The organism is Halanaerobium kushneri (genome assembly GCF_900156285.1).
GTDB classification, from domain to species: domain Bacteria; phylum Bacillota; class Halanaerobiia; order Halanaerobiales; family Halanaerobiaceae; genus Halanaerobium; species Halanaerobium kushneri.
This window is the reverse complement of sequence record NZ_FTNC01000009.1, coordinates 1-19,246: the sequence shown is the minus strand read 5'-3', so window position 1 is coordinate 19,246 and position 19,246 is coordinate 1. Positions and strand designations below refer to the sequence as shown.

Below are 19,246 nucleotides of genomic sequence, written 5' to 3'. Positions count from 1 at the left end.
CCTCCTTTCAGAATTAAAGTTCTAATTTTTCTGGCTGTTGAGCCTGATGTGGATGATTAGGTCCACTATATACTTTTAATTTTTTAAACATCTTTCTACCAAGTTTATTGTGTGGTAACATACCCTTAACTGCTTTTTCAATAATAAATTCAGGATCTTTGTCACGAAGTTCTTTATAAGTAACTTCTTTAATACCACCAGGATGATTTGTATGACTATAATGTTTCTTGTCATCCCACTTCTTTCCACTTAATTTAACTTTTTCCGCATTTACTACAACTACATAGTCTCCCATATCTACATGAGGAGTAAAAGTAGGTTTGTGCTTTCCTCTTATATACTGAGCAATCTCAGATGCCAGTCTACCTAAAGTTTTATCTGCAGCATCAACTACATACCAGTTGCACTCTACATTTTCGTTTTTGGCCATATATGTTGACATAAATCTATACCTCCTTAATTAAAATACTCTCTATAATTACATGAAATTATTCTCAACGGGGCTAGTTGTTGGACAGAATAATTCATAGTAATTTTAATACAATCTTCTGCTTTTGTCAAGTTAAACGAATATAAATTAACCATAAAAGACTTCTAATAAAGTTAAACCCTGAGCCGGAGCAGTAAAACCAGCATTATTTCGATCACAACTCTGCAGAATATATTTCATTTCTGACAGGCTTCTCTTACCAAGACCGGTTTCAATAAGTGTACCGGCTAAAATTCTAATCATATTATATAAAAAACCATTTCCCATAACATCAATCCAAATTTCACCATTATCAGCTGCATAAAGATCTAAAGAATAAATTTCTCTTACTGTTGATTCAACAGAAGATCCTGCAGCACAAAAAGCAGCAAAATCATGAGAGCCTACAAAAACATTGGCTGCTTTCTGCATAATTTTTATATCAAGTTTTTTATAAACATTATAAACAAAATTGCGGACAAAAACTGAATTAAAATTACTGTTTAAAATTCTATATCTATATTTTTTGCCCCGTGCATCGTAACGAGCGTGGAAATCTTCCTCCACTTTTTCAGCTTTTTTACAAATAATATCAGCAGGTAATTCACTATTTAAGGCAATAGGAATTTTATGAGGTGGTATATCTACATCCAGAAAGAAATTTGCCGTCTGACCAGCCGCATGAACCCCGGCATCTGTCCTTCCAGCACCTGTAATTCTAACCCTTTTTTTATTAATTTTAGTAAGAGCATTTTCTAACTTCTGCTGTATTGTTTGACTGGTATTTTTTTGAATCTGCCAGCCACTATAATTACTGCCATCATATTCTATTATAATTTTATAATTTTGTTTCATTTTTTATCTCACCTAATAAAATGATACAGCAACTGCCAGAATAACAATAATGATTAAAGCAATAAAATCATAATATCTAAATTCTAGTTCGTGTAATCTTGTTCTTCCTTCTCCTCCTCTATAGCATCTGGATTCCATGGCAAGAGCAAGATCATCAGCCCTTCTAAAAGCACTAATAAATAATGGTACCAGTAAAGGAATTAAACTTTTAGCTCTCTGAATTAAATTCCCAGATTCAAAATCAGCTCCTCTGGCCTGCTGAGCTTTCATAATTTTATCTGCCTCTTCCAGCAAAGTTGGAATAAACCTTAAAGCAATTGTCATCATCATGGACAGTTCGCTGGCCGGTACTCCAAATCTTTTTAAAGGTGATAAAATATACTCTATTCCATCAGTAAGCTGTAAGGGAGAAGTAGTTAAAGTTAAGAGTGAGGTAAACAGTATTAAAATAAAAATCCTACTTACCATAAAAAAACCAGTATATACTCCTTCGGATTCAATAGAAATAAATTTCCAGGACCAAAGAACTTGACCGCCTTTGGTTAAAAATATATGAATAAAAAGAGTAAACAATACCAGAATCAGAATTGGTTTTAATCCCTTGAGTACTTTTTTGATTGAGATTTTGGATAATAAGACAACTACCAGAATAAAGGCAGAAAAAAATCCAAATCCACTAAATGTATCAATTGTAAATAAAGCAATTATTAAAATAGTTGTTATTATAATTTTTATCCTGGCATCCAGAGCATGTATAATAGAATCACGAGCTATATATTGACCAATTGTTATATCTTTAAGCATATTATTTGCTCCTCAACGCTTTAATTATTTCGGCTGATGCCTCAGATATAGAAAATAAATCAGTATTTACTTTCAAACCCTTTTCATCTAAACGATGTAGAATTTCTGTGATTTGAGGAAGATCAAGAGAAAGTTTATGCAGCTCCTGTTCTCGAGAAAAAACTTCAACAGGAGTATCATCAATTACAATTTCTCCCTGATGCATTACAATAACTCTACTGGCAAGTTCAGCTATCTCTTCCATCCGATGAGAAATTAATATAACTGTCATTTCAAGCTCCTGGTAAAGATATTTTAATAGTTCTGCCAGCTGTTTTCTTCCCTGTGGATCCAGTCCTGCACTGGGTTCATCCAGAACTAATACATCTGGTTTTAAAGCCAGCACACCAGCTATAGCAACTTTACGCTGCTGACCACCGCTTAAATTAAATGGAGATCTATCCTTAAATTCCTGATAATCCAGTCCCACCAGCTCCATAACTTCTTTAACTCTGTTCTGAATCTCATCCTTATCTAAACCAAGATTTTTAGGCCCAAAAGCTATATCCTGATATACAGTTTCTTCAAATAATTGATGCTCAGGATACTGAAAAACCAAACCAACGTGACGTCTGGTTTCTTTTAGATTACTTTTTTCATTAGTAATGTTTTTTCCATTAACTTTAACAGTGCCAGAACTTGGTATAATCAGACCATTAAAAAGCTGCACTAAGGTGGATTTACCGGAACCAGTATGTCCTACTATACCAATAAATTCTCCACGACTGATTTCTAAATTAATATCAGTTAAAGCTTTAACATTATTTTCATCCTGATAGACATGGCTTACGTTATCTAATTCAATTAGCATAAAGCATCCACCAACTCGTCTATGCTCAAAATATCAGGAATTTCTATCTTTTCCCGCCGCAGATATTCAGCAACTTCAACTGCAACAGGTATATCTAAGTTTACGTCTTTTAACTGCTCAACTAATCTAAAGATGGATTTAGGACTTCCTTTATGCAAAATTTTCCCCTGGTTCATTACAATAACCTGATCTGCATCTACTGCTTCTTCCATAAAATGAGTAATATGCACAACAGTAATCCCTTTTTCTCTATTTAAATATTCTACTGTCTCCATAACCTCTTTTCTACCCTGAGGATCAAGCATTGCAGTAGGTTCATCCAGGACAATACATTCAGGTTCCATGGCAATAACCCCGGCAATTGCAACTCTCTGCTTCTGTCCTCCAGATAATTTGTGAGGAGCAAATTTTTGAAAACCAGCCATTCCCACCATCTCAAGAGCTTTATCAACCCTTTTTCGAATTTCAGAACTGGGAACACCAAGATTTTCAGGTCCAAATGCTACATCATCTTCTACCATGGAAGCAACAAGCTGATTATCAGGATTTTGAAAAACCATCCCTACTTTTTGTCTAATCTTCCAGGTATTATCACGATTATTAGTATTTAAACCGGATACAAAAATTTCTCCTTTAGAGGGAGTTAAGAGTACATTTAATAACTTTGCCAGGGTAGATTTGCCCGAACCATTTGAACCAATAATAACAGCAAAATCACCGGCCTCTATCTGCAGGTTAATATTCTGCAGTGCCGGTCTATCACTGTTGTCATTTTGATAAAGAAAATCTACCCCATTTATTTCTATCAGGCTCATATTAACACCTACATTCAGTATTATTCTACCAGTTCAATAATTGCTTTCTTTGCTGCATCTCCTCTACGGGGATACATCTTTAAAATCCTTGTATAACCACCAGGTCTTTCTGCATACTGAGGTGCAATTTCATCAAATAATTTAGTAACTACTTCTTTATCTTTGATTTTACTCATTACTCTGCGTCTTGAGGCCAGATTATTAGTCTTAGCAGCAGTAATAAGTTTCTCAGCATAAGATCTTAATTCTTTAGCCTTAGGTAGTGTAGTTTCGATTCTTCCCTCACGAAACAGTGATGTTGCCATATTTCTAAACATCGCCTGACGATGAGAAGATCTTTTCTGTAATTTACGCTTAGCCACCTAAAATCCCTCCTTAAATTTCATTCTCTTTTAAATCTAGATCAAGTTCATCTAATTTATCTTTAATTTCCTGTAAGGATTTTTTACCCAGATTACGAACCTTCATTAGATCATCTTCAGTTTTATCAACAAGTTCTTCAACTGTGTTGATACCGGCCCGCTTTAGACAATTAGAAGAACGAACAGAAAGCTCTAATTCTTCAATTGTTGTATCTAAGATTTTATCCTTTTCTTCTTCCTCTACTTCTACCATGATTTCTACATCTTCAATTTCATCTGTCAAATTAATAAACAGTTCAAGATGCTCAACCATGATTTTAGCAGCAAGACTGATAGCATCATCAGGATGAATACTACCATTAGTATTTACTTCCAGTACCAGACGGTCAAAATCAGTTACCTGACCAACTCTGGTATTTTGAATGTTAAAATTGGCTCTTTCAATAGGACTGTAAGAAGAGTCTATTGGAATTAAACCAATCACATTATCAAAAAGATCCTTGTTTTCTTCAGCGGTATGATAACCTCTACCTTTATCGACAGTTGCTTCTAAAACAAGTCTTCCATCCTCTGCTAAAGTAGCAATATGGTGATCTTTATTAACAACCTGTACATCACCTGAAGAAATAAAGTCACCAGCAGTTACTTCTCCTTCTCCTTCTGCTTCTAAGCGAATAGTTGTCTGTTCTTCTCCAGAATACTTAACAACTACCTCTTTTAGATTCAAAATTAGATCTGTCATATCTTCAACTACTCCTGGAATAGCCGAAAACTCATGCTTTACTCCCTCTACTTTAACTGAAGTAAGTGCGGCTCCAGGTAGAGAAGAAAGCAAGATACGACGCAGTGAATTACCAAGAGTAGTCCCATATCCTCTTTCTAAAGGAGAAATTTCATAACGACCATAGTTTTCATCACTTTCAAGTCTTTCCACACGTGGTTTTTCAATTTCTATCATCTTATCAGCTTACCCTCCTTAAATTAACAATTTTATGACTGAGGGTATTCATTTACCGTGAATAATACTCGACAATCAGGTGCTCTTCTACCGGATAATCGATATCTTCCCTCTCTGGTAATGCAACAACTGTACCTTCAGCTTTTTCAAGATCAGAATTAATCCATTCCTGTGTAGCAAAGTCAGCATTATATTCAAAGATTTCTTTAAAACGTTTGGACTTGCGGCTGGAATCCTTAACACTAATAACATCATCTACATCAATTTCATAGGAAGGAATGTCAACCTTGCGCCCATTAACTTTAATATGTCCGTGTAATACAAACTGTCTTGCTTCACTGCGGGAACTTGCAAAACCCATTCTATAAACAACATTATCCAGTCTTCTTTCTAATAACTGGAGGAAATTTTCACCTGTAACACCAGTCTCATTTTCAGCCTTTTCGAAGTAATTACGGAACTGTTTCTCCATAATTCCATAAATTCTTCTAACTTTCTGCTTTTCTCTTAACTGGGAACCATATTCGGATACCTTCTGACGTCCCTGACCATGTTCACCTGGAACATAAGGTCTGCGATCAAAAGAACATTTATCACTATAACAGCGGGCGCCTTTTAAATATAATTTTTCACCTTCACGCCTGCATAATTTACAAACTGAACCTGTATATCTTGCCATTTTTACACCTCAACTTTCTATTATATAATTATATACGTCTTCTTTTTGGGGGTCTACATCCATTATGTGGAATAGGAGTAATATCTTTAATTAAAGTAATGTTTAAACCTGCAGACTGTAGAGTTCTAATTGCAGACTCTCTACCGGATCCAGGACCTTTAACATAGATTTCAACTTCTTTAAGACCCATTTCCTTTGCTTCTTCAGCAGCATTTTCTGCAGCCAGCTGAGCAGCAAAAGGAGTACTCTTTCTGGAACCTTTGTAACCAACTTTTCCAGCACTTGACCAGGCAATTACCTTTCCTTCTTCATCAGTAATTGAAATAATCGTGTTATTAAATGTAGATTTAATATGAGCCTGACCTTTTTCTATATTACGCTTAACCTTTTTTCTTCTACGTGATTTTTTCTTCTTATTTTTAGCCATTAATTAAATTCCCTCCTTACTTAGCTGGTTTTGATCTTGTAACACCAACAGTTTTCTTAGGTCCTTTACGTGTACGAGCATTTGTTTTAGTTCTCTGTCCACGTACTGGTAAACCTCTGCGGTGACGAAGACCACGGTAACAACCAATATCCTTTAATCTTTTGATATCAGCTCTTCTTTCTCTTCTTAATTCACCTTCAACAATATAATTTTCATCAATTTCACTTCTTAATTCTGAAATTTCAGCTTCAGTTAAATCCTTAATTCTTGTATCAGGATCAATGCCTGTGCTCTCAAGAATTTTTTGAGAAGTAGTTTTACCGATACCATAAATATATGTCAATCCAATCTCTACCCTTTTATTTCTAGGAAGATCAACACCTTCAATTCTAGCCATGATTTCACCTCCAGTATTTTTTATCCCTGACGCTGTTTATGCTTGGGATTCTCACAAATAACCATTACTTTACCATTGCGTCTGATAACCTTACATTTATCACAAATCGGCTTAACTGATGGTCTTACTTTCATTAACAATCACCCCTTGTGGTAATTTATTTCGCTTTATGTCGATAAGTAATCCGGCCACGACTCAAGTCATAGGGAGAAAGTTCTACTGTTACCTTATCACCAGGTAAGATTCGTATAAAATTCATCCTCATTTTTCCTGAAACATGTGCCAGAACTTTATGTCCGTTTTCCAATTCTACTCTAAACATTGCATTTGGCAGGGGTTCAACAACTGTACCCTGGACTTCAATAGGATCTTCTTTTGCCATAAATTATTTGACCTCCTCTTTACTGAGATAATCCTTTAAAATTAAGCGAACATCTTCACTGCGAACTCGTTTCTTCTTTTTCAAATCTCTTAAAAACTCTGCTGCAATCTGACCTGTGCTTTCTAAATGTCTGCTATTTTTATATTTTGGATTATTAAATTTCCTCTTCACACCATCGACAACTTTTATTTTTCTATTAGACTGATTACCTATCACTAGATAATAAGTATCTTTATCTCTGCCGGCAGTCGACTTTACAATTTCGCCAACTTTAAAAGCAGTATCCAAAAATATCACTCATTTCTTCACTCTCTCTTTTTAACACGCACTGTACATTATACCATAGATAAGACAGACTCTGCAATAAAAGTTAAAGTTTACTTAATATTTCAACTCCAGCTTTAGTTATTGCAATTGTATGCTCAAAATGAGCAGAAAGACTTCTATCTTTTGTTACTACAGTCCAGTCATCCTCGAGGGTCTCGACTTCATAACCACCAATGTTAACCATTGGCTCTATAGCAAGGGTCATCCCTTCTTTTAATTTTGGACCTTTACCTGCCGGCCCAAAATTAGGTATCTGTGGATCTTCATGCATATCACGACCAATTCCATGACCTACATAATCTCGAACCACAGAAAACCCATTTTCCTCAACATATTCCTGTACAGCATGAGAAATATCAAATAATCTGTTGCCGATAACTGCTTTTTCAATTCCTTTCAGAAGAGATTCTTCAGTTACTTTCAATAATTTGCTGGCATTTTCAGAAATTGAACCAACTGCATGTGTTCTGGCAGCATCACCATTAAAGCCTTCATAAAAAGTTCCAATGTCAATACTTACTATATCACCAGCTTCTAAGAAACGATGATCAGCAGGAATACCATGTACAACTTCTTCATTAATTGAAATACAAATAGAGGCTGGGAAACCCTGATATCCTTTAAAAGACGGAACTGCTCCTTTACTACGAATAAATTCGTCAGCAAGCTGATCCAGTTCAGCTGTGGATATCCCTGGTTTAATATTTTCTGCCAGATAAGCATGTGTTTCTGCTACTATCTGATTTGCTTCACGCATTATATCAATTTCACGCCTCGATTTCAAGATAATCATTATTTATTCGCCTCAATTAATTTCATTAGTCTCTGCTGTACCTTTTCGATTCCACCGGTACTCTGTACTTCATGCAGTATTCCTTTATTTTGATAGTAATCTGCAAGTTTAGCAGTTTTTTCTTTGTTAACTTCAATTCTTTTCTTAACAGTTTCTTCCTGGTCATCACTGCGCTGAATTACATCACCACCACATACATCACATACACCTTCAACTTCAGGTGGGTCATTTTTAACATGATAGGTGGCACCACAATCAACACAAACTCTGCGTCCAGCCAGTCTTTCAACTAAAATATCAATTTCAGCCTGTAAATAAATTGCTAAATCAAGCTCTCTATTCTGCTCAGCTAAAATTTTATCCAGAGCCTCTGCCTGTGCAATTGTGCGTGGAAATCCATCCAGAATAAAGCCATCTTCACAATCATCCTCTTTTAATCTTTCTTCAACAATTCCGATTGTAACTTCATCTGGCACTAATTCACCGGCATCAATAAATGATTTAGCCTTTTTACCAAGAGGTGTCTCATTTTTAATGGCCTTTCTGAAAATATCACCAGTAGCAATATGAGGAATTTCCAGAGTTTCTTCTAATTTTTTAGCCTGAGTTCCTTTGCCAACTCCGGGCAAACCCAGTAAAATCATATCCATTTTAGTTCCTCCTTTTTATTTCATGAAACCTTCATAGTGTCTCATCAGGAGATGGGATTCGATCTGTTCCATAGTTTTTAAAGCTACACCTACCATAATGATCAGCGATGTACCACCAAAACTAATTGTAACCCCAGTTAGTGGCTGCATAGCAAAAGGAAGTAATGCAACAATTGTTAAGAATATAGCTCCTGCTAGTGTAACTCTCATTAATACTCTATCTAAATAATTAATAGTTGGTCTTCCAGGACGAATTCCAGGAATAAAACCACCATATTTTTTCATATTATCTGCAACCTCTTCTGGATTAAAGGTAATTGCAGTATAGAAATAAGTAAAGAATAAAATCATTAGACCATACAGTACCATATACAGTCCTGAACCAGGACTAATAGCATTTGCAAGGCCTGTAGCCCAGTCATAAGGCAAAACCTGAGCAATAATTCCCGGGAATAAAAGTACAGATGAGGCAAAAATTACTGGAATAACTCCAGCCTGATTAATCTTCATCGGAATATGTGTACTTCTACCTCCGTAAACTCGGCGGCCCACAATTCTTTTTGAATATTGAACCGGAATTCTTCTTTCACCTTGCTGAACAAAGATAATACCAGCAATAATTATTATAGCCAGTACAGCAAAAATTAGCACATTTAAAATTGAGATTGTGCCTGCCTGTAATAACTCATATGTGTTATACATATCTGACGGGAAGCGAGAGATAATAGATGTAAAAATGATAATAGAAATACCATTACCAATTCCCTTATCTGTGATCTGCTCACCCAGCCACATTAAGAAGGCTGTTCCTGCAGTTAAACTAACAATAATTAGAGCGATATCAAAAGCTGTTGCATTAGGTACTGCTCCAAAACGTCTAATATACATTGTAATTCCTACTGCCTGAATAACAGCCAGCACAATAGTTCCGTATCTTGTATACTGTGCAATTTTTTTGCGGCCCTCATTACCCTGTTTAGAAAGTTCTTCTAATTTAGGAACAACTACAGTAAGTAGCTGCAGAATAATTGAAGCAGTAATGTAGGGCGTAATGCTCATCGCGAAAATTGTAAAGTTTTTTAAAGCACCACCTGCAAATAAATCCAAAAAGTCAAGTGCTCCACCAAAGTTTCCACCGAAAAGTCTTTCCTGAAGTAATGCAACATCTACTCCAGGAACTGGTATATGAGCTCCTAGACGATAGACAGCCATCATAGCGAGCATAAATAAAACTTTATTTCTAAGTTCTTTTACTTTAAAAACATTACCGAGAGCCTTTATCAACTTATATCACCTCTGACTTTCCGCCAGCAGCTTCTATCTTTTTTCTGGCAGAAGCAGTAAAAGCCTGTGCTTTAACATCTAAAGCAACATTAACTTCACCTTTACCAAGTATTTTAACACCGTTTTTAGCGATACCATCAATAATTCCCTTTTCTAATAAAACTTCAGGTGTTACAGTTTCATCAGCGGAAAATTTATTTAATTGATATACATTAACTTCATTAAATTCTTTTTTAAATTTATTGTTAAACCCTCTTTTGGGAAGACGTCTAAACAGAGGAGTTTGTCCACCCTCAAATGTTGGACGTACTCTTCCACCTGCACGAGAGTTCTGTCCGTTTGCACCTCTACCGGATGTATAGCCACGACCGGAGCCAGTACCACGACCAACTCTTTTGCGATCCTTTTTATATCCTGCAGCAGGTTTAAGATTATTTAATTTCATACTTACACCTCCTTGATAATTATCCAATTAATTCTTCTACAGACTTACCTCTTAATTTGGCAACTTGTTCTGCGCTTTTAAGTTCTTTAAGACCAGTAATTGTAGCATTGATCATATTAATCGGATTGGATGTTCCAAGAGATTTAGTTAAAATATCACTAATTCCTGCAAGCTCGATTACCGCACGCACAGGACCACCAGCAATAACACCAGTACCAGGAGCAGCGGGTTTCAGTAGTACTCTACCAGCACCAAAAACTCCAGTTTTCTCATGCGGAATTGTTGTATCCACAATTGGAACTTCGATTAATTCTTTTTTAGCTGCATCAATACCTTTTCTAATGGCTTCAGGCACTTCATTTGCTTTACCGATACCTGCACCAACATGGCCTTCTTTGTCCCCTACAACTACCAGGGCACTAAAGCTAAATCTACGGCCACCTTTTACAACCTTGGCAACACGATTAATGTTAACCACGCGTTCCTCAAGATCGAGTTTATCAGCGTTAATTTTACTCATTAATTTACCTCCTTATTTAAAACTTTAGCCCTTCCTCGCGGGCAGCATCAGCCAGAGCTTTAACTCGGCCGTGGTATTTATATCCACTTCTGTCGAAAACTACTGTATCTATTCCTTTCTCCAGTGCTCTACTGGCAGCTAATTCTCCTACCATTTTAGCAGCTTCCCTGTTACTTGCTACTTCAATTGAATCGCGAAGAGCTGGATCAAGAGTAGATGCAGAAGCAACAGTTTCTCCAGATAAATCATCTATAATCTGCACATACATGTGCTTTAAAGTACGGGTTACATTCATTCTTGGACGATTGGGTGTACCCACAACTTTATTTCTAATTCTCTGATGGCGCTTTTGTCTTGCTTCTCTTTTACCCATCACATTCACTCCTTTCTATTAACCAGTTTTACCGACCTTACGTCTAATATGTTCTCCAACATATTTAATTCCTTTACCTTTGTAAGGTTCTGGTTTTCTTACTTCACGAATCTTAGCTGCTGTATCACCAACACGCTGCTTATCAATACCTTTAACTGTGATATTTGTGTTTTTTTCAACTTCAAAAGAAATATCACCTTCAGCTTCTATAATTACAGGGTGTGAATATCCAACTTCAAGTTTCAGCTTATCACCTTGAACCTGAGCATTATATCCTACACCTACCATTTCTAATTTTTTCTCAAAGCCCTTGCTAACTCCCTCAACCATACCTTCGATTAAACTTCTAACCAAACCGTGCATGGAGCGAGATTCAATATCTTCGCCATTGCGTTCAACAACAACTTCATTTTCATCAACTTTGATATCAATACCAGGTTTAAAAGTTCTTTCCAATTCACCTAATGGACCCTTAACTTTAACAGTCTGGCCATCAACAGTTACTTCAACTTTCTCTGGTATTTCTATAGGTAGATCACCAATACGTGACATAAATTTCACCTCCGAAATATTTTATCTTAGAAAAGTTCTCTCAAGCAGAAGCCATCAGCCAGATCTTAGAGACAATTGTAAACACATCTAACTTCCAACCTCTGACGCGCTCGATGCGCTAATACTAACCTGACAATACGTTTATAAATGAAAGGTTAGTGCAACTTCTAATCTCCAGTCTACCAGACGTAACAGAGAACCTCTCCACCGATACCTTTTTCTCTTGCCGCTTTATCACTCATAACACCCTGGGAAGTTGAAATCACAGCGATTCCTAAACCACCAAGAACCTGTGGCACTTCGTCCTTGCCAACATAGACTCTCAGACCAGGCTTACTGATTCTTTTAATTCCACTTATTACTTTTTCATCATTATCTCCATATTTTAAATAAACCCGAATCATATTCTGAGGTTTTCTTTCAACTAATTTTACATCATTAATGAAACCTTCATCTTTTAAAAGTTCACCAATGCTGGTTTTAACCTTAGAAGCGGGAATATCAACTCTATCTTTCCCAACACTATTAGCATTGCGAATCCGGGTCAGCATATCTGCTATTGGATCTGTTAAATTCATTTACAAACCTCCTTCCAGTTTTACCAGCTTGCTTTTTTAACTCCAGGAATTTCGCCTTTATGGGCTAATTCTCGGAAACAAATTCTGCATAAATCAAATTTTCTCATATATCCACGTGAACGTCCACATCTACTGCAGCGATTCACTTTACGTGTTTCATATTTAGGCTCTTTATTGGCCTTTTCAATTAAAGCTTTACGTGCCAAACTAAACCCTCCTTCAATTTATAGGTCTTTACTTCTTATATGGCATTCCCATCAATGATAATAATTCAAATGCTTCTTCGTCCGTTTCAGCAGAAGTCACAATGGTAATTTCCATACCATGAATATTATCAACATCATCGATATTAATTTCTGGGAAAACAGTGTGTTCGCTTATTCCTAAGCTGTAATTACCGCGACCGTCAAATGATTTAGGAGATACACCTCTAAAATCTCGGATACGTGGCATTGTAATGTTAACCAATTTATATAAAAACTCAAACATCTGCTCACCGCGAAGAGTAACCTTAACTCCAACCGGCATACCCTCTCTAATTTTAAAATTAGCAATGGATTTCTTTGCTCGAGTTACAGTAGGACTCTGTCCGGTTATTCTTGCGATCTCATCAACAACAGTATCCAGAAGTTTAGTATCTTCTTTAGCATCTCCCAACCCAACATTAACAACAATTTTTTCTAATTTAGGAGCTTCCATTACATTATTGTAATCAAATTTCTCCATCAGCTGGGGTAGAATTTCTTCCCTGTATTCATTAGCTAATACTGACATTTCTGGACCTCCTTCCGCTTATTTATTTATCAACAACTTCGTCACATTTTTTGCATGTTCTTACTTTAGTACCATCATCTAAACGCTCTGCTCCAACCCTTGTCTTTTCGTCACAACGGGGGCAGACGAGCTGAACATTTGAAGCATGTATTGGTGCTTCATTTTCTATAATTCCACCCTGCGGCATATCCTGTGTAGGACTAACATGACGGTGCACAATATTTACACCTTCAACAATTACGCGATCTTTTTTAGGATCTACCTTTAAAATCTCACCGCGTTTACCTTTATCTTTTCCGGATATTACTTCCACAGTGTCACCTTTTTTAATTCTCAATCCAATCCCCTCCTTCTATAATACCTCCGGTGCAAGGGAGATAATCTTCATATAATTCTTTTCCCTCAGTTCACGGGTCACAGGACCAAAAATACGTGTACCCTTAGGATTATTATTGTCATCTATTATTACTGCTGCATTTTCGTCAAATCTAATATAGGTGCCGTCTTTGCGTTTTAAGGACTTTTTGGTTCTAACAACTACTGCTTTAGCAACCTCACCTTTTTTTACCATTCCGTCTGGAATAGCTTCTTTAACGCTGACTACTATTGTATCTCCAACTTTAGCATATTTCTTTTTGGAGCCTCCAAGTACCTTAATACATAAAAGTTCGCGGGCACCTGAATTATCCGCTACCTTTAAACGGCTTTCAGATTGTATCATTTTCAGGCCCTCCTTTCTACTTCCAGGACTTATTTTGCTTTTTCAATAATTTCTACTAAACGCCATCTCTTAGTCTTACTTAAGGGACGTGTTTCCATAATTCTTACAGTGTCACCTTCATTACAAACATTCTCTTCATCATGAGCTGTATATTTTTTAGTTTTCTTGACAACTCTTTTATATTTAGGATGCTGTGTTCTGCGCTCTACAGCTACTGTGATAGTTTTATCTCTCTTATCACTAACTACAACACCTTTACGTTCTTTACGACTATTTCTTTCCATGAGAAACCTCCTTTCAAAAAAGAATTAAGCCCTCTCTATACCAAGTTCCTTTTCCCGCAGAATAGTTTTAATTCGGGCAATAATTCTTTTAACCTCTTTTATCCTCATAGGATTATCCAACTGTGCTGTTGCATGTTGAAAGCGTAGGTTAAATAACTCTTCTTTAAATTCGCGGGCTTTCTGTTCTAACTCTGCTTCTGTTAAATTTCTTAATTCATCAGCTCTCATCGGCCTCACCATCCATTCCCTCTCTTGCTACAAATTTAGTTTTAATAGGTAGTTTGTGAGATGCAAGGCGCATCGCTTCTCTGGCAACCTCTTCCGGTACACCAGCCAGCTCAAACATAATTCTACCTGGTTTAACAACTGCTACCCACTTCTCAGGTGCACCTTTACCACTACCCATACGTGTTTCAGCAGGTTTTGCGGTTACAGGCTTGTCCGGGAAAATTTTAATCCAAACTTTACCTCCACGCTTAATGCTTCTAGTAAGGGCAACACGAGCAGCCTCTATCTGTCTATTGGTAATCCATACGGGTTCTAAGGCCTGCAGGCCATATTCACCAAAGGTGATTTTATTTCCCCGATGAGCTTTACCTTTCATTCTTCCTCTCATTTGCTTACGATGTTTTACTCTTTTAGGTACTAACATCAAAGAGCCTCCTTTCCTGCATAATCTATCTATTCATCATCTATTTCTGGAAGTATTTCTCCCTTATTGATCCAAACTTTTACTCCAATTAAACCATATGTTGTATCAGCTTCTGCAAATCCGTAATCTATATCAGCTCTCAGTGTATGCATTGGAACACTACCTTCACTGTAGCCTTCACGTCTGGCCATTTCTGCTCCACCAAGACGGCCACTGCTCTGAACCTTAAAACCTTCAGCTCCCATGCGCATTGCACGATTCATTGCCTGCTTCATTGCTCTCCGGAAAGAAATTCTTCTAACTAACTGAGAAGCAATATTTTCAGCAACTAGCTGAGCATTCATTTCTGGATCTTCAACCTCTACAACATTAATCTGTACAGTTTTTCCTGTTAAAGCTTCAACTTCGTTTCTTAAAGCCTCAACTTCAGATCCTCCACGTCCAATAACCATTCCTGGTCTGGCAGTGTGAACATCTAATTTCAATCTATTAGCAGCTCTTTCAATTACAACTTTAGAAATTCCAGCTTCAAACATCTTCTCCTTAACATGATTTCTAATCTCGCGATCTTCATTTAAAAGTTTGGAATAATCATTTTTATCCGCATACCATTTTGCATCCCAATCTTTTATAACTCCAACTCGGAGACCATGTGGATTTATTTTATTACCCAAATTTTATCCCTCCTTTGTATCGCTTAAAACGATTGTGATATGGCTGGTTCTTTTGTTAATAGGACTAGCCGATCCCTGTGCACGAGCTTTCCATCTCTTCATTGTAGGACCCTCGTCAACAAAAGCTTTCTTTACATAAAGGTCATCTACAAACATATCATGATTATTTTCAGCATTTGCTGTAGCTGAATTTAATACTTTTTCTACCATTTTAGCAGCTTTTTTCGGTGTGCTTTTTAAAATTGCAACTGCAGTATTAACGTCCTTACCCTTAATTAAGTCTGTAACCAGACGGGCTTTGCGCGCAGTAATACGCAGATGCTTTGCAACTGCTTTTGCTTCCATTTTAAAACCCCCTTACTCTATCTACAAAATTTCTTATTTAAGTGCTGTTGAACGTTCTGTATGGCGGCTGTGACCTCTAAAGATTCTGGTTGGAGCGAACTCTCCTAATTTATGTCCTACCATCTCTTCAGATATATATACTGGCACATGCTTACGACCATCATGGACAGCAATTGTATGTCCAACCATTTCAGGGAAAATGGTTGAGCTTCTTGACCAGGTTTTAACAACCTGTTTTTTTCCACTCTCATTCATTTCTCTGATTCTGGCAATTAGTTTCTCTGAGACAAAAGGTCCCTTTTTTATAGATCTAGCCATCAATAATCCTCCTTTCTACTATTTGCGCTTCTTGGCGTGACGTGAACGGATAATATACTTATCTGAGCGCTTTGGTTTACGTGTCTTTTTACCCATAGTAGGTTTACCCCACGGAGTTACAGGATGTCTACCAGCAGGTGATTTACCTTCTCCACCACCGTGTGGGTGGTCATGAGGATTCATAACTACACCGCGTACATGAGGTCTTTTACCCTTCCAGCGGCTGCGTCCGGCTTTACCGACAGTAATATTTTCGTGATCAATATTACCAACCTGTCCAACAGTAGCTTTACATACATTATGAATTAATCTAACTTCACCCGAAGGCATTTTTAAGTGTACAAATTTACCTTCTTTTGCAAGAATTTGAGCCATGGTTCCAGCAGAACGAGCAATTTGACCGCCTTTTCCTGGCTGCATTTCTACATTGTGTACAATTGTACCTACAGGAATATCTTTTAATTGTAGTGCATTACCGGCAGTAATATCTGCATCTATTCCAGTATCTAAGGTGTCACCAACTTCTACTTTGTTTGGCGCAAGAATATATCTTTTTTCTCCATCTGCATACTGCAGTAGAGCAATTCTTGCAGAACGATTTGGATCATATTCTATAGTCTTTACTTTAGCAGGAATTCCATCTTTGTCCCGCTTAAAATCTATTAAACGATAGCGGCGCTTATGTCCACCACCCTGATGACGGCTGGTAATTCTACCATTTGCATTACGGCCACCCTTCTTTTTCAATGGAGCCAGCAGGCTCTTTTCTGGCTTATCTGTTGTAATTTCATCAAAACTGGCAACAGTCATATAACGCCTTGAAGGTGTGGTTGGTTTAAAACTTTTAATCGCCATCTTTTTTCCCTCCTTTTTGAATTATTTTTTAGAGGCCTTCGTAAATTTCTATTTCATCGCCCTCAGCCAGCTTAACTAAAGCTTTTTTCCAGTCAGGTTTTTTACCAACATGGAAGCCGAGTCTTCTTTTTTTACCTCTAACATTCATTGTATTTACTTTTATAACATTTACAGAGAAGATTTCTTCTACTGCATTTCTAATTTCAACTTTATTTGCATTTTTGGCAACCTTAAATGTATAGGTATTTGCCTCCTGCATTTGATCCATTGTATTTTCAGAAATAATAGGTGCTATGATGATATCTCTTGCATCTTTCATTCGCCCAGCACCTCCTCAACCATTTTAACCGCTTCTTCGATAAAAATAACCATTTCATTATCTAAAAGATCATAGGCATTAATTGAACCGGCCAGCAGAGTCTTTACATTTGGAATATTTCTAGCTGAAAGATATAAGTTTTTATCCTTTTCAGGCATTACTAAAACAACTTTTTTATCTTCTAGATTTAAGTCAGCTAAAATGTTAACTACTGCTTTTGTTTTTGGTTGATCAAGCTCAATCTTATCAACTAAAATTAACTCATCTCTGTCAACTTTATCAGTTAAAACAGATCTTAAAGCCAATCTTCTCATCTTTTTAGTTAACTTTTTATCATAACTGCGAGGGGAAGGTCCAAAAGTGATTCCTCCACCTACCCATAATGGAGAACGAATACTTCCGTGGCGAGCACGTCCAGTTCCTTTCTGTCTCCAGGGTTTGCGGCCACCACCGCGAACTTTACCTCTTGTCTTTGTAGAAGCGTTTCCGCCTCTGCGAGCAGCTAATTGAGCATTAACTACCTGATGTACAACATGCTTATTTATTTTATCATTAAAAACAGAATCATTTAATTCTACTTTTTCGAGTTCTTTTCCACTCTGATTGAATTTTGCTACCTGCGGCATCAAAAATCCTCCTTTCTAAACTTATTTAGTTGTTAACAGATTTGATTTCAAGCACTGCTTTTTTGGCTCCTGGTACTGGACCAGCAATCAATAAAACATTACGCTCTACATCAACTTTTACTATTTCTAGATTTCTTTCAGTCACTCTATCGTGACCCATTCTACCTGGCATTTTAAAGCCTTTAAATACTCTTCTAGCATCAACAGCACCGATTGAACCAGGTGCACGATGGAAATGTGAACCGTGTGTTTTGGGTCCTGTATTATGGTTCCATCTCTTAATATTACCGGCAAATCCTTTACCTTTAGAAATTCCGCTAACATTAACTTTTTCTCCCACTTCGAAGAGATCAGCTTTAATTTCACTACCTTCACTCAGTTCCAGATCAAGTCCTTTAAATTCTCGAAGATGTTTCTTGGGCTCGAGATCACGACTTTCAAACTGACCAAGTTCTGGTTTGTTAAGTCTGTGTTTTTTTACTTCACCAAATCCAAGCTGTACTGCATCATAACCATCTTTTTCTGTAGTCTTAATCTGTGTTACAACACAGGGACCGGCCTCAACTACAGTTACAGGTACCAGCTCTCCATTATCTTTAAAATACTGAGTCATACCCAGTTTTTTTCCTAATATAGCTTTCGCCATGGCCTAATACACCTCCTGACATTAAAGTTTAATTTCTATATTTACTCCTGCGGGCAAATCAAGCCTCATCAGTGAGTCTACAGTTTTTGATGTAGGATCGAGAATATCGATCAGTCTTTTATGGGTTCTCATTTCAAATTGTTCTCTTGCATCTTTATGAACATGAGGTGAGCGAAGTACTGTAAATACCTCTTTTTCTGTTGGTAGAGGTACTGGACCAGATACATCTGCACCAGTTCTTTCAGCAGTAGCAACAATCTTTTCTGCTGATTGATCCAGGAGCTCATGTTCAAAAGCTTTAAGGCGAATCCTAATTTTTTCGTGTTTTGCCATTTGCTTACCTCCTTAATCTTTACGATTTAAGCTCAGTTAGGAGCATAGAAAAAGCGAGGAGGCTGCCTCCTCTGCTTTTTTATCCTTACTCAATAATTTCAGTTACAACTCCAGCTCCTACTGTGTGACCACCTTCACGGATTGCAAAACGTAGTCCTTCTTCCATAGCTATTGGAGTA

Annotated in this window: 37 protein-coding genes; all 37 read right to left on the bottom strand. The window is 37.0% G+C overall.

Features of this window, described 5'->3' with window-relative positions; translation table 11 throughout:
* Positions 1–13 precede the first annotated feature (13 nt).
* Positions 14–442, bottom strand: a complete 429-nt coding sequence (gene rplM, locus BW929_RS07510) for a 50S ribosomal protein L13 (RefSeq protein WP_076544757.1) — start codon at positions 440–442, stop codon at positions 14–16.
* A 135-nt stretch (positions 443–577) separates the two neighbouring features.
* Positions 578–1,324 (bottom strand): tRNA pseudouridine(38-40) synthase TruA, encoded by a 747-nt coding sequence (gene truA, locus BW929_RS07505; RefSeq protein WP_076544756.1) that lies wholly within the window; start codon positions 1,322–1,324, stop codon positions 578–580.
* Positions 1,325–1,336: 12 nt separating this feature from the next.
* The gene (locus BW929_RS07500) at positions 1,337–2,128 is read right to left on the bottom strand and encodes an energy-coupling factor transporter transmembrane component T family protein (RefSeq protein WP_076544755.1); all 792 of its coding nucleotides are present in this window, start codon (positions 2,126–2,128) and stop codon (positions 1,337–1,339) included.
* Position 2,129: 1 nt separating this feature from the next.
* Positions 2,130–2,978, bottom strand: a complete 849-nt coding sequence (locus tag BW929_RS07495) for an energy-coupling factor transporter ATPase (RefSeq protein ID WP_076544754.1) — start codon at positions 2,976–2,978, stop codon at positions 2,130–2,132.
* On the bottom strand, positions 2,972–3,793 hold the full coding sequence (locus tag BW929_RS07490; RefSeq protein ID WP_076544753.1) for an energy-coupling factor transporter ATPase: 822 nt from the start codon (positions 3,791–3,793) through the stop codon (positions 2,972–2,974). The genes BW929_RS07495 and BW929_RS07490 overlap by 7 nt, the downstream gene beginning before the upstream one ends.
* Before the next feature lie 20 nt (positions 3,794–3,813).
* Positions 3,814–4,155, bottom strand: coding sequence for a 50S ribosomal protein L17 (gene rplQ, locus BW929_RS07485; RefSeq protein WP_076544752.1), 342 nt, complete (start codon positions 4,153–4,155; stop codon positions 3,814–3,816).
* A 13-nt stretch (positions 4,156–4,168) separates the two neighbouring features.
* On the bottom strand, positions 4,169–5,113 hold the full coding sequence (locus BW929_RS07480; RefSeq protein ID WP_076544751.1) for a DNA-directed RNA polymerase subunit alpha: 945 nt from the start codon (positions 5,111–5,113) through the stop codon (positions 4,169–4,171).
* 52 nt (positions 5,114–5,165) lie between these two features.
* On the bottom strand, positions 5,166–5,792 hold the full coding sequence (gene rpsD, locus BW929_RS07475) for a 30S ribosomal protein S4 (RefSeq protein WP_076544750.1): 627 nt from the start codon (positions 5,790–5,792) through the stop codon (positions 5,166–5,168).
* Positions 5,793–5,820: 28 nt separating this feature from the next.
* Positions 5,821–6,219, bottom strand: a complete 399-nt coding sequence (gene rpsK, locus BW929_RS07470; protein ID WP_076544749.1) for a 30S ribosomal protein S11 — start codon at positions 6,217–6,219, stop codon at positions 5,821–5,823.
* A gap of 16 nt (positions 6,220–6,235) precedes the next feature.
* On the bottom strand, positions 6,236–6,616 hold the full coding sequence (gene rpsM / locus BW929_RS07465) for a 30S ribosomal protein S13 (RefSeq protein WP_076544748.1): 381 nt from the start codon (positions 6,614–6,616) through the stop codon (positions 6,236–6,238).
* Positions 6,617–6,636: 20 nt separating this feature from the next.
* Positions 6,637–6,750: a 50S ribosomal protein L36 gene (gene rpmJ / locus BW929_RS07460; RefSeq protein ID WP_005487032.1), complete on the bottom strand. Its 114-nt coding sequence runs from the start codon at positions 6,748–6,750 to the stop codon at positions 6,637–6,639.
* Between the two features lie 23 nt (positions 6,751–6,773).
* On the bottom strand, positions 6,774–6,998 hold the full coding sequence (infA, locus tag BW929_RS07455; RefSeq protein WP_005487029.1) for a translation initiation factor IF-1: 225 nt from the start codon (positions 6,996–6,998) through the stop codon (positions 6,774–6,776).
* Between the two features lie 3 nt (positions 6,999–7,001).
* Entirely contained in the window at positions 7,002–7,286 is a 285-nt protein-coding gene (locus tag BW929_RS07450) for a KOW domain-containing RNA-binding protein (RefSeq protein ID WP_076544747.1), read from the bottom strand.
* Between the two features lie 82 nt (positions 7,287–7,368).
* Positions 7,369–8,118, bottom strand: a complete 750-nt coding sequence (gene map, locus BW929_RS07445; protein ID WP_076544746.1) for a type I methionyl aminopeptidase — start codon at positions 8,116–8,118, stop codon at positions 7,369–7,371.
* On the bottom strand, positions 8,118–8,768 hold the full coding sequence (locus tag BW929_RS07440) for an adenylate kinase (RefSeq protein WP_076544745.1): 651 nt from the start codon (positions 8,766–8,768) through the stop codon (positions 8,118–8,120). Before BW929_RS07440 ends, map begins: the two co-directional genes overlap by 1 nt.
* 15 nt (positions 8,769–8,783) lie before the next feature.
* On the bottom strand, positions 8,784–10,052 hold the full coding sequence (secY, locus tag BW929_RS07435) for a preprotein translocase subunit SecY (RefSeq protein ID WP_076544744.1): 1,269 nt from the start codon (positions 10,050–10,052) through the stop codon (positions 8,784–8,786).
* A gap of 1 nt (position 10,053) precedes the next feature.
* Positions 10,054–10,497 (bottom strand): 50S ribosomal protein L15, encoded by a 444-nt coding sequence (gene rplO / locus BW929_RS07430; RefSeq protein ID WP_076544743.1) that lies wholly within the window; start codon positions 10,495–10,497, stop codon positions 10,054–10,056.
* Positions 10,498–10,516: 19 nt separating this feature from the next.
* Positions 10,517–11,017 carry a 30S ribosomal protein S5 gene (gene rpsE / locus BW929_RS07425; protein WP_076544742.1) on the bottom strand — a complete coding sequence of 167 codons (501 nt, stop codon included), beginning with the start codon at positions 11,015–11,017 and terminating at the stop codon, positions 10,517–10,519.
* Positions 11,018–11,033: 16 nt separating this feature from the next.
* Positions 11,034–11,390, bottom strand: coding sequence for a 50S ribosomal protein L18 (rplR, locus tag BW929_RS07420; protein ID WP_076544741.1), 357 nt, complete (start codon positions 11,388–11,390; stop codon positions 11,034–11,036).
* An 18-nt stretch (positions 11,391–11,408) separates the two neighbouring features.
* Positions 11,409–11,942: a 50S ribosomal protein L6 gene (rplF, locus tag BW929_RS07415; protein ID WP_076544740.1), complete on the bottom strand. Its 534-nt coding sequence runs from the start codon at positions 11,940–11,942 to the stop codon at positions 11,409–11,411.
* Positions 11,943–12,121: 179 nt separating this feature from the next.
* Complete coding sequence (rpsH, locus tag BW929_RS07410; protein WP_076544739.1) at positions 12,122–12,520, bottom strand: 30S ribosomal protein S8; 399 nt, start codon at positions 12,518–12,520, stop codon at positions 12,122–12,124.
* A 20-nt stretch (positions 12,521–12,540) separates the two neighbouring features.
* Positions 12,541–12,726, bottom strand: a complete 186-nt coding sequence (locus BW929_RS07405) for a type Z 30S ribosomal protein S14 (protein WP_005487017.1) — start codon at positions 12,724–12,726, stop codon at positions 12,541–12,543.
* Positions 12,727–12,754: 28 nt separating this feature from the next.
* Positions 12,755–13,294, bottom strand: coding sequence for a 50S ribosomal protein L5 (gene rplE / locus BW929_RS07400; RefSeq protein WP_076544738.1), 540 nt, complete (start codon positions 13,292–13,294; stop codon positions 12,755–12,757).
* Positions 13,295–13,316: 22 nt separating this feature from the next.
* A complete protein-coding gene (gene rplX / locus BW929_RS07395; protein ID WP_076544737.1) occupies positions 13,317–13,631 on the bottom strand; it encodes a 50S ribosomal protein L24 in 315 nt (104 codons plus the stop codon).
* Between the two features lie 15 nt (positions 13,632–13,646).
* Positions 13,647–14,015: a 50S ribosomal protein L14 gene (rplN, locus tag BW929_RS07390; protein ID WP_076544736.1), complete on the bottom strand. Its 369-nt coding sequence runs from the start codon at positions 14,013–14,015 to the stop codon at positions 13,647–13,649.
* A gap of 29 nt (positions 14,016–14,044) precedes the next feature.
* Positions 14,045–14,299 (bottom strand): 30S ribosomal protein S17, encoded by a 255-nt coding sequence (gene rpsQ, locus BW929_RS07385; RefSeq protein ID WP_076544735.1) that lies wholly within the window; start codon positions 14,297–14,299, stop codon positions 14,045–14,047.
* 24 nt (positions 14,300–14,323) lie between these two features.
* Complete coding sequence (gene rpmC, locus BW929_RS07380; protein ID WP_076544734.1) at positions 14,324–14,527, bottom strand: 50S ribosomal protein L29; 204 nt, start codon at positions 14,525–14,527, stop codon at positions 14,324–14,326.
* Positions 14,517–14,951, bottom strand: coding sequence for a 50S ribosomal protein L16 (rplP, locus tag BW929_RS07375; RefSeq protein ID WP_005487011.1), 435 nt, complete (start codon positions 14,949–14,951; stop codon positions 14,517–14,519). Before rplP ends, rpmC begins: the two co-directional genes overlap by 11 nt.
* A 29-nt stretch (positions 14,952–14,980) precedes the next feature.
* Entirely contained in the window at positions 14,981–15,625 is a 645-nt protein-coding gene (rpsC, locus tag BW929_RS07370; RefSeq protein WP_076544733.1) for a 30S ribosomal protein S3, read from the bottom strand.
* A gap of 3 nt (positions 15,626–15,628) precedes the next feature.
* Positions 15,629–15,970, bottom strand: coding sequence for a 50S ribosomal protein L22 (rplV, locus tag BW929_RS07365; RefSeq protein ID WP_076544732.1), 342 nt, complete (start codon positions 15,968–15,970; stop codon positions 15,629–15,631).
* A gap of 33 nt (positions 15,971–16,003) precedes the next feature.
* Positions 16,004–16,288, bottom strand: coding sequence for a 30S ribosomal protein S19 (gene rpsS, locus BW929_RS07360; RefSeq protein WP_076544731.1), 285 nt, complete (start codon positions 16,286–16,288; stop codon positions 16,004–16,006).
* Between the two features lie 18 nt (positions 16,289–16,306).
* On the bottom strand, positions 16,307–17,143 hold the full coding sequence (rplB, locus tag BW929_RS07355; RefSeq protein WP_076544730.1) for a 50S ribosomal protein L2: 837 nt from the start codon (positions 17,141–17,143) through the stop codon (positions 16,307–16,309).
* Between the two features lie 28 nt (positions 17,144–17,171).
* On the bottom strand, positions 17,172–17,462 hold the full coding sequence (gene rplW, locus BW929_RS07350) for a 50S ribosomal protein L23 (protein WP_076544729.1): 291 nt from the start codon (positions 17,460–17,462) through the stop codon (positions 17,172–17,174).
* Positions 17,459–18,088: a 50S ribosomal protein L4 gene (gene rplD / locus BW929_RS07345; protein WP_076544728.1), complete on the bottom strand. Its 630-nt coding sequence runs from the start codon at positions 18,086–18,088 to the stop codon at positions 17,459–17,461. Before rplD ends, rplW begins: the two co-directional genes overlap by 4 nt.
* Before the next feature lie 25 nt (positions 18,089–18,113).
* The gene (rplC, locus tag BW929_RS07340) at positions 18,114–18,734 is read right to left on the bottom strand and encodes a 50S ribosomal protein L3 (RefSeq protein ID WP_076544727.1); all 621 of its coding nucleotides are present in this window, start codon (positions 18,732–18,734) and stop codon (positions 18,114–18,116) included.
* Positions 18,735–18,755: 21 nt separating this feature from the next.
* On the bottom strand, positions 18,756–19,067 hold the full coding sequence (gene rpsJ, locus BW929_RS07335; protein ID WP_014553831.1) for a 30S ribosomal protein S10: 312 nt from the start codon (positions 19,065–19,067) through the stop codon (positions 18,756–18,758).
* A gap of 85 nt (positions 19,068–19,152) precedes the next feature.
* The coding region (locus tag BW929_RS07330) for an EF-Tu C-terminal domain-related protein (protein WP_143009710.1) at positions 19,153–19,246 on the bottom strand (94 nt) is incomplete at its 5' end.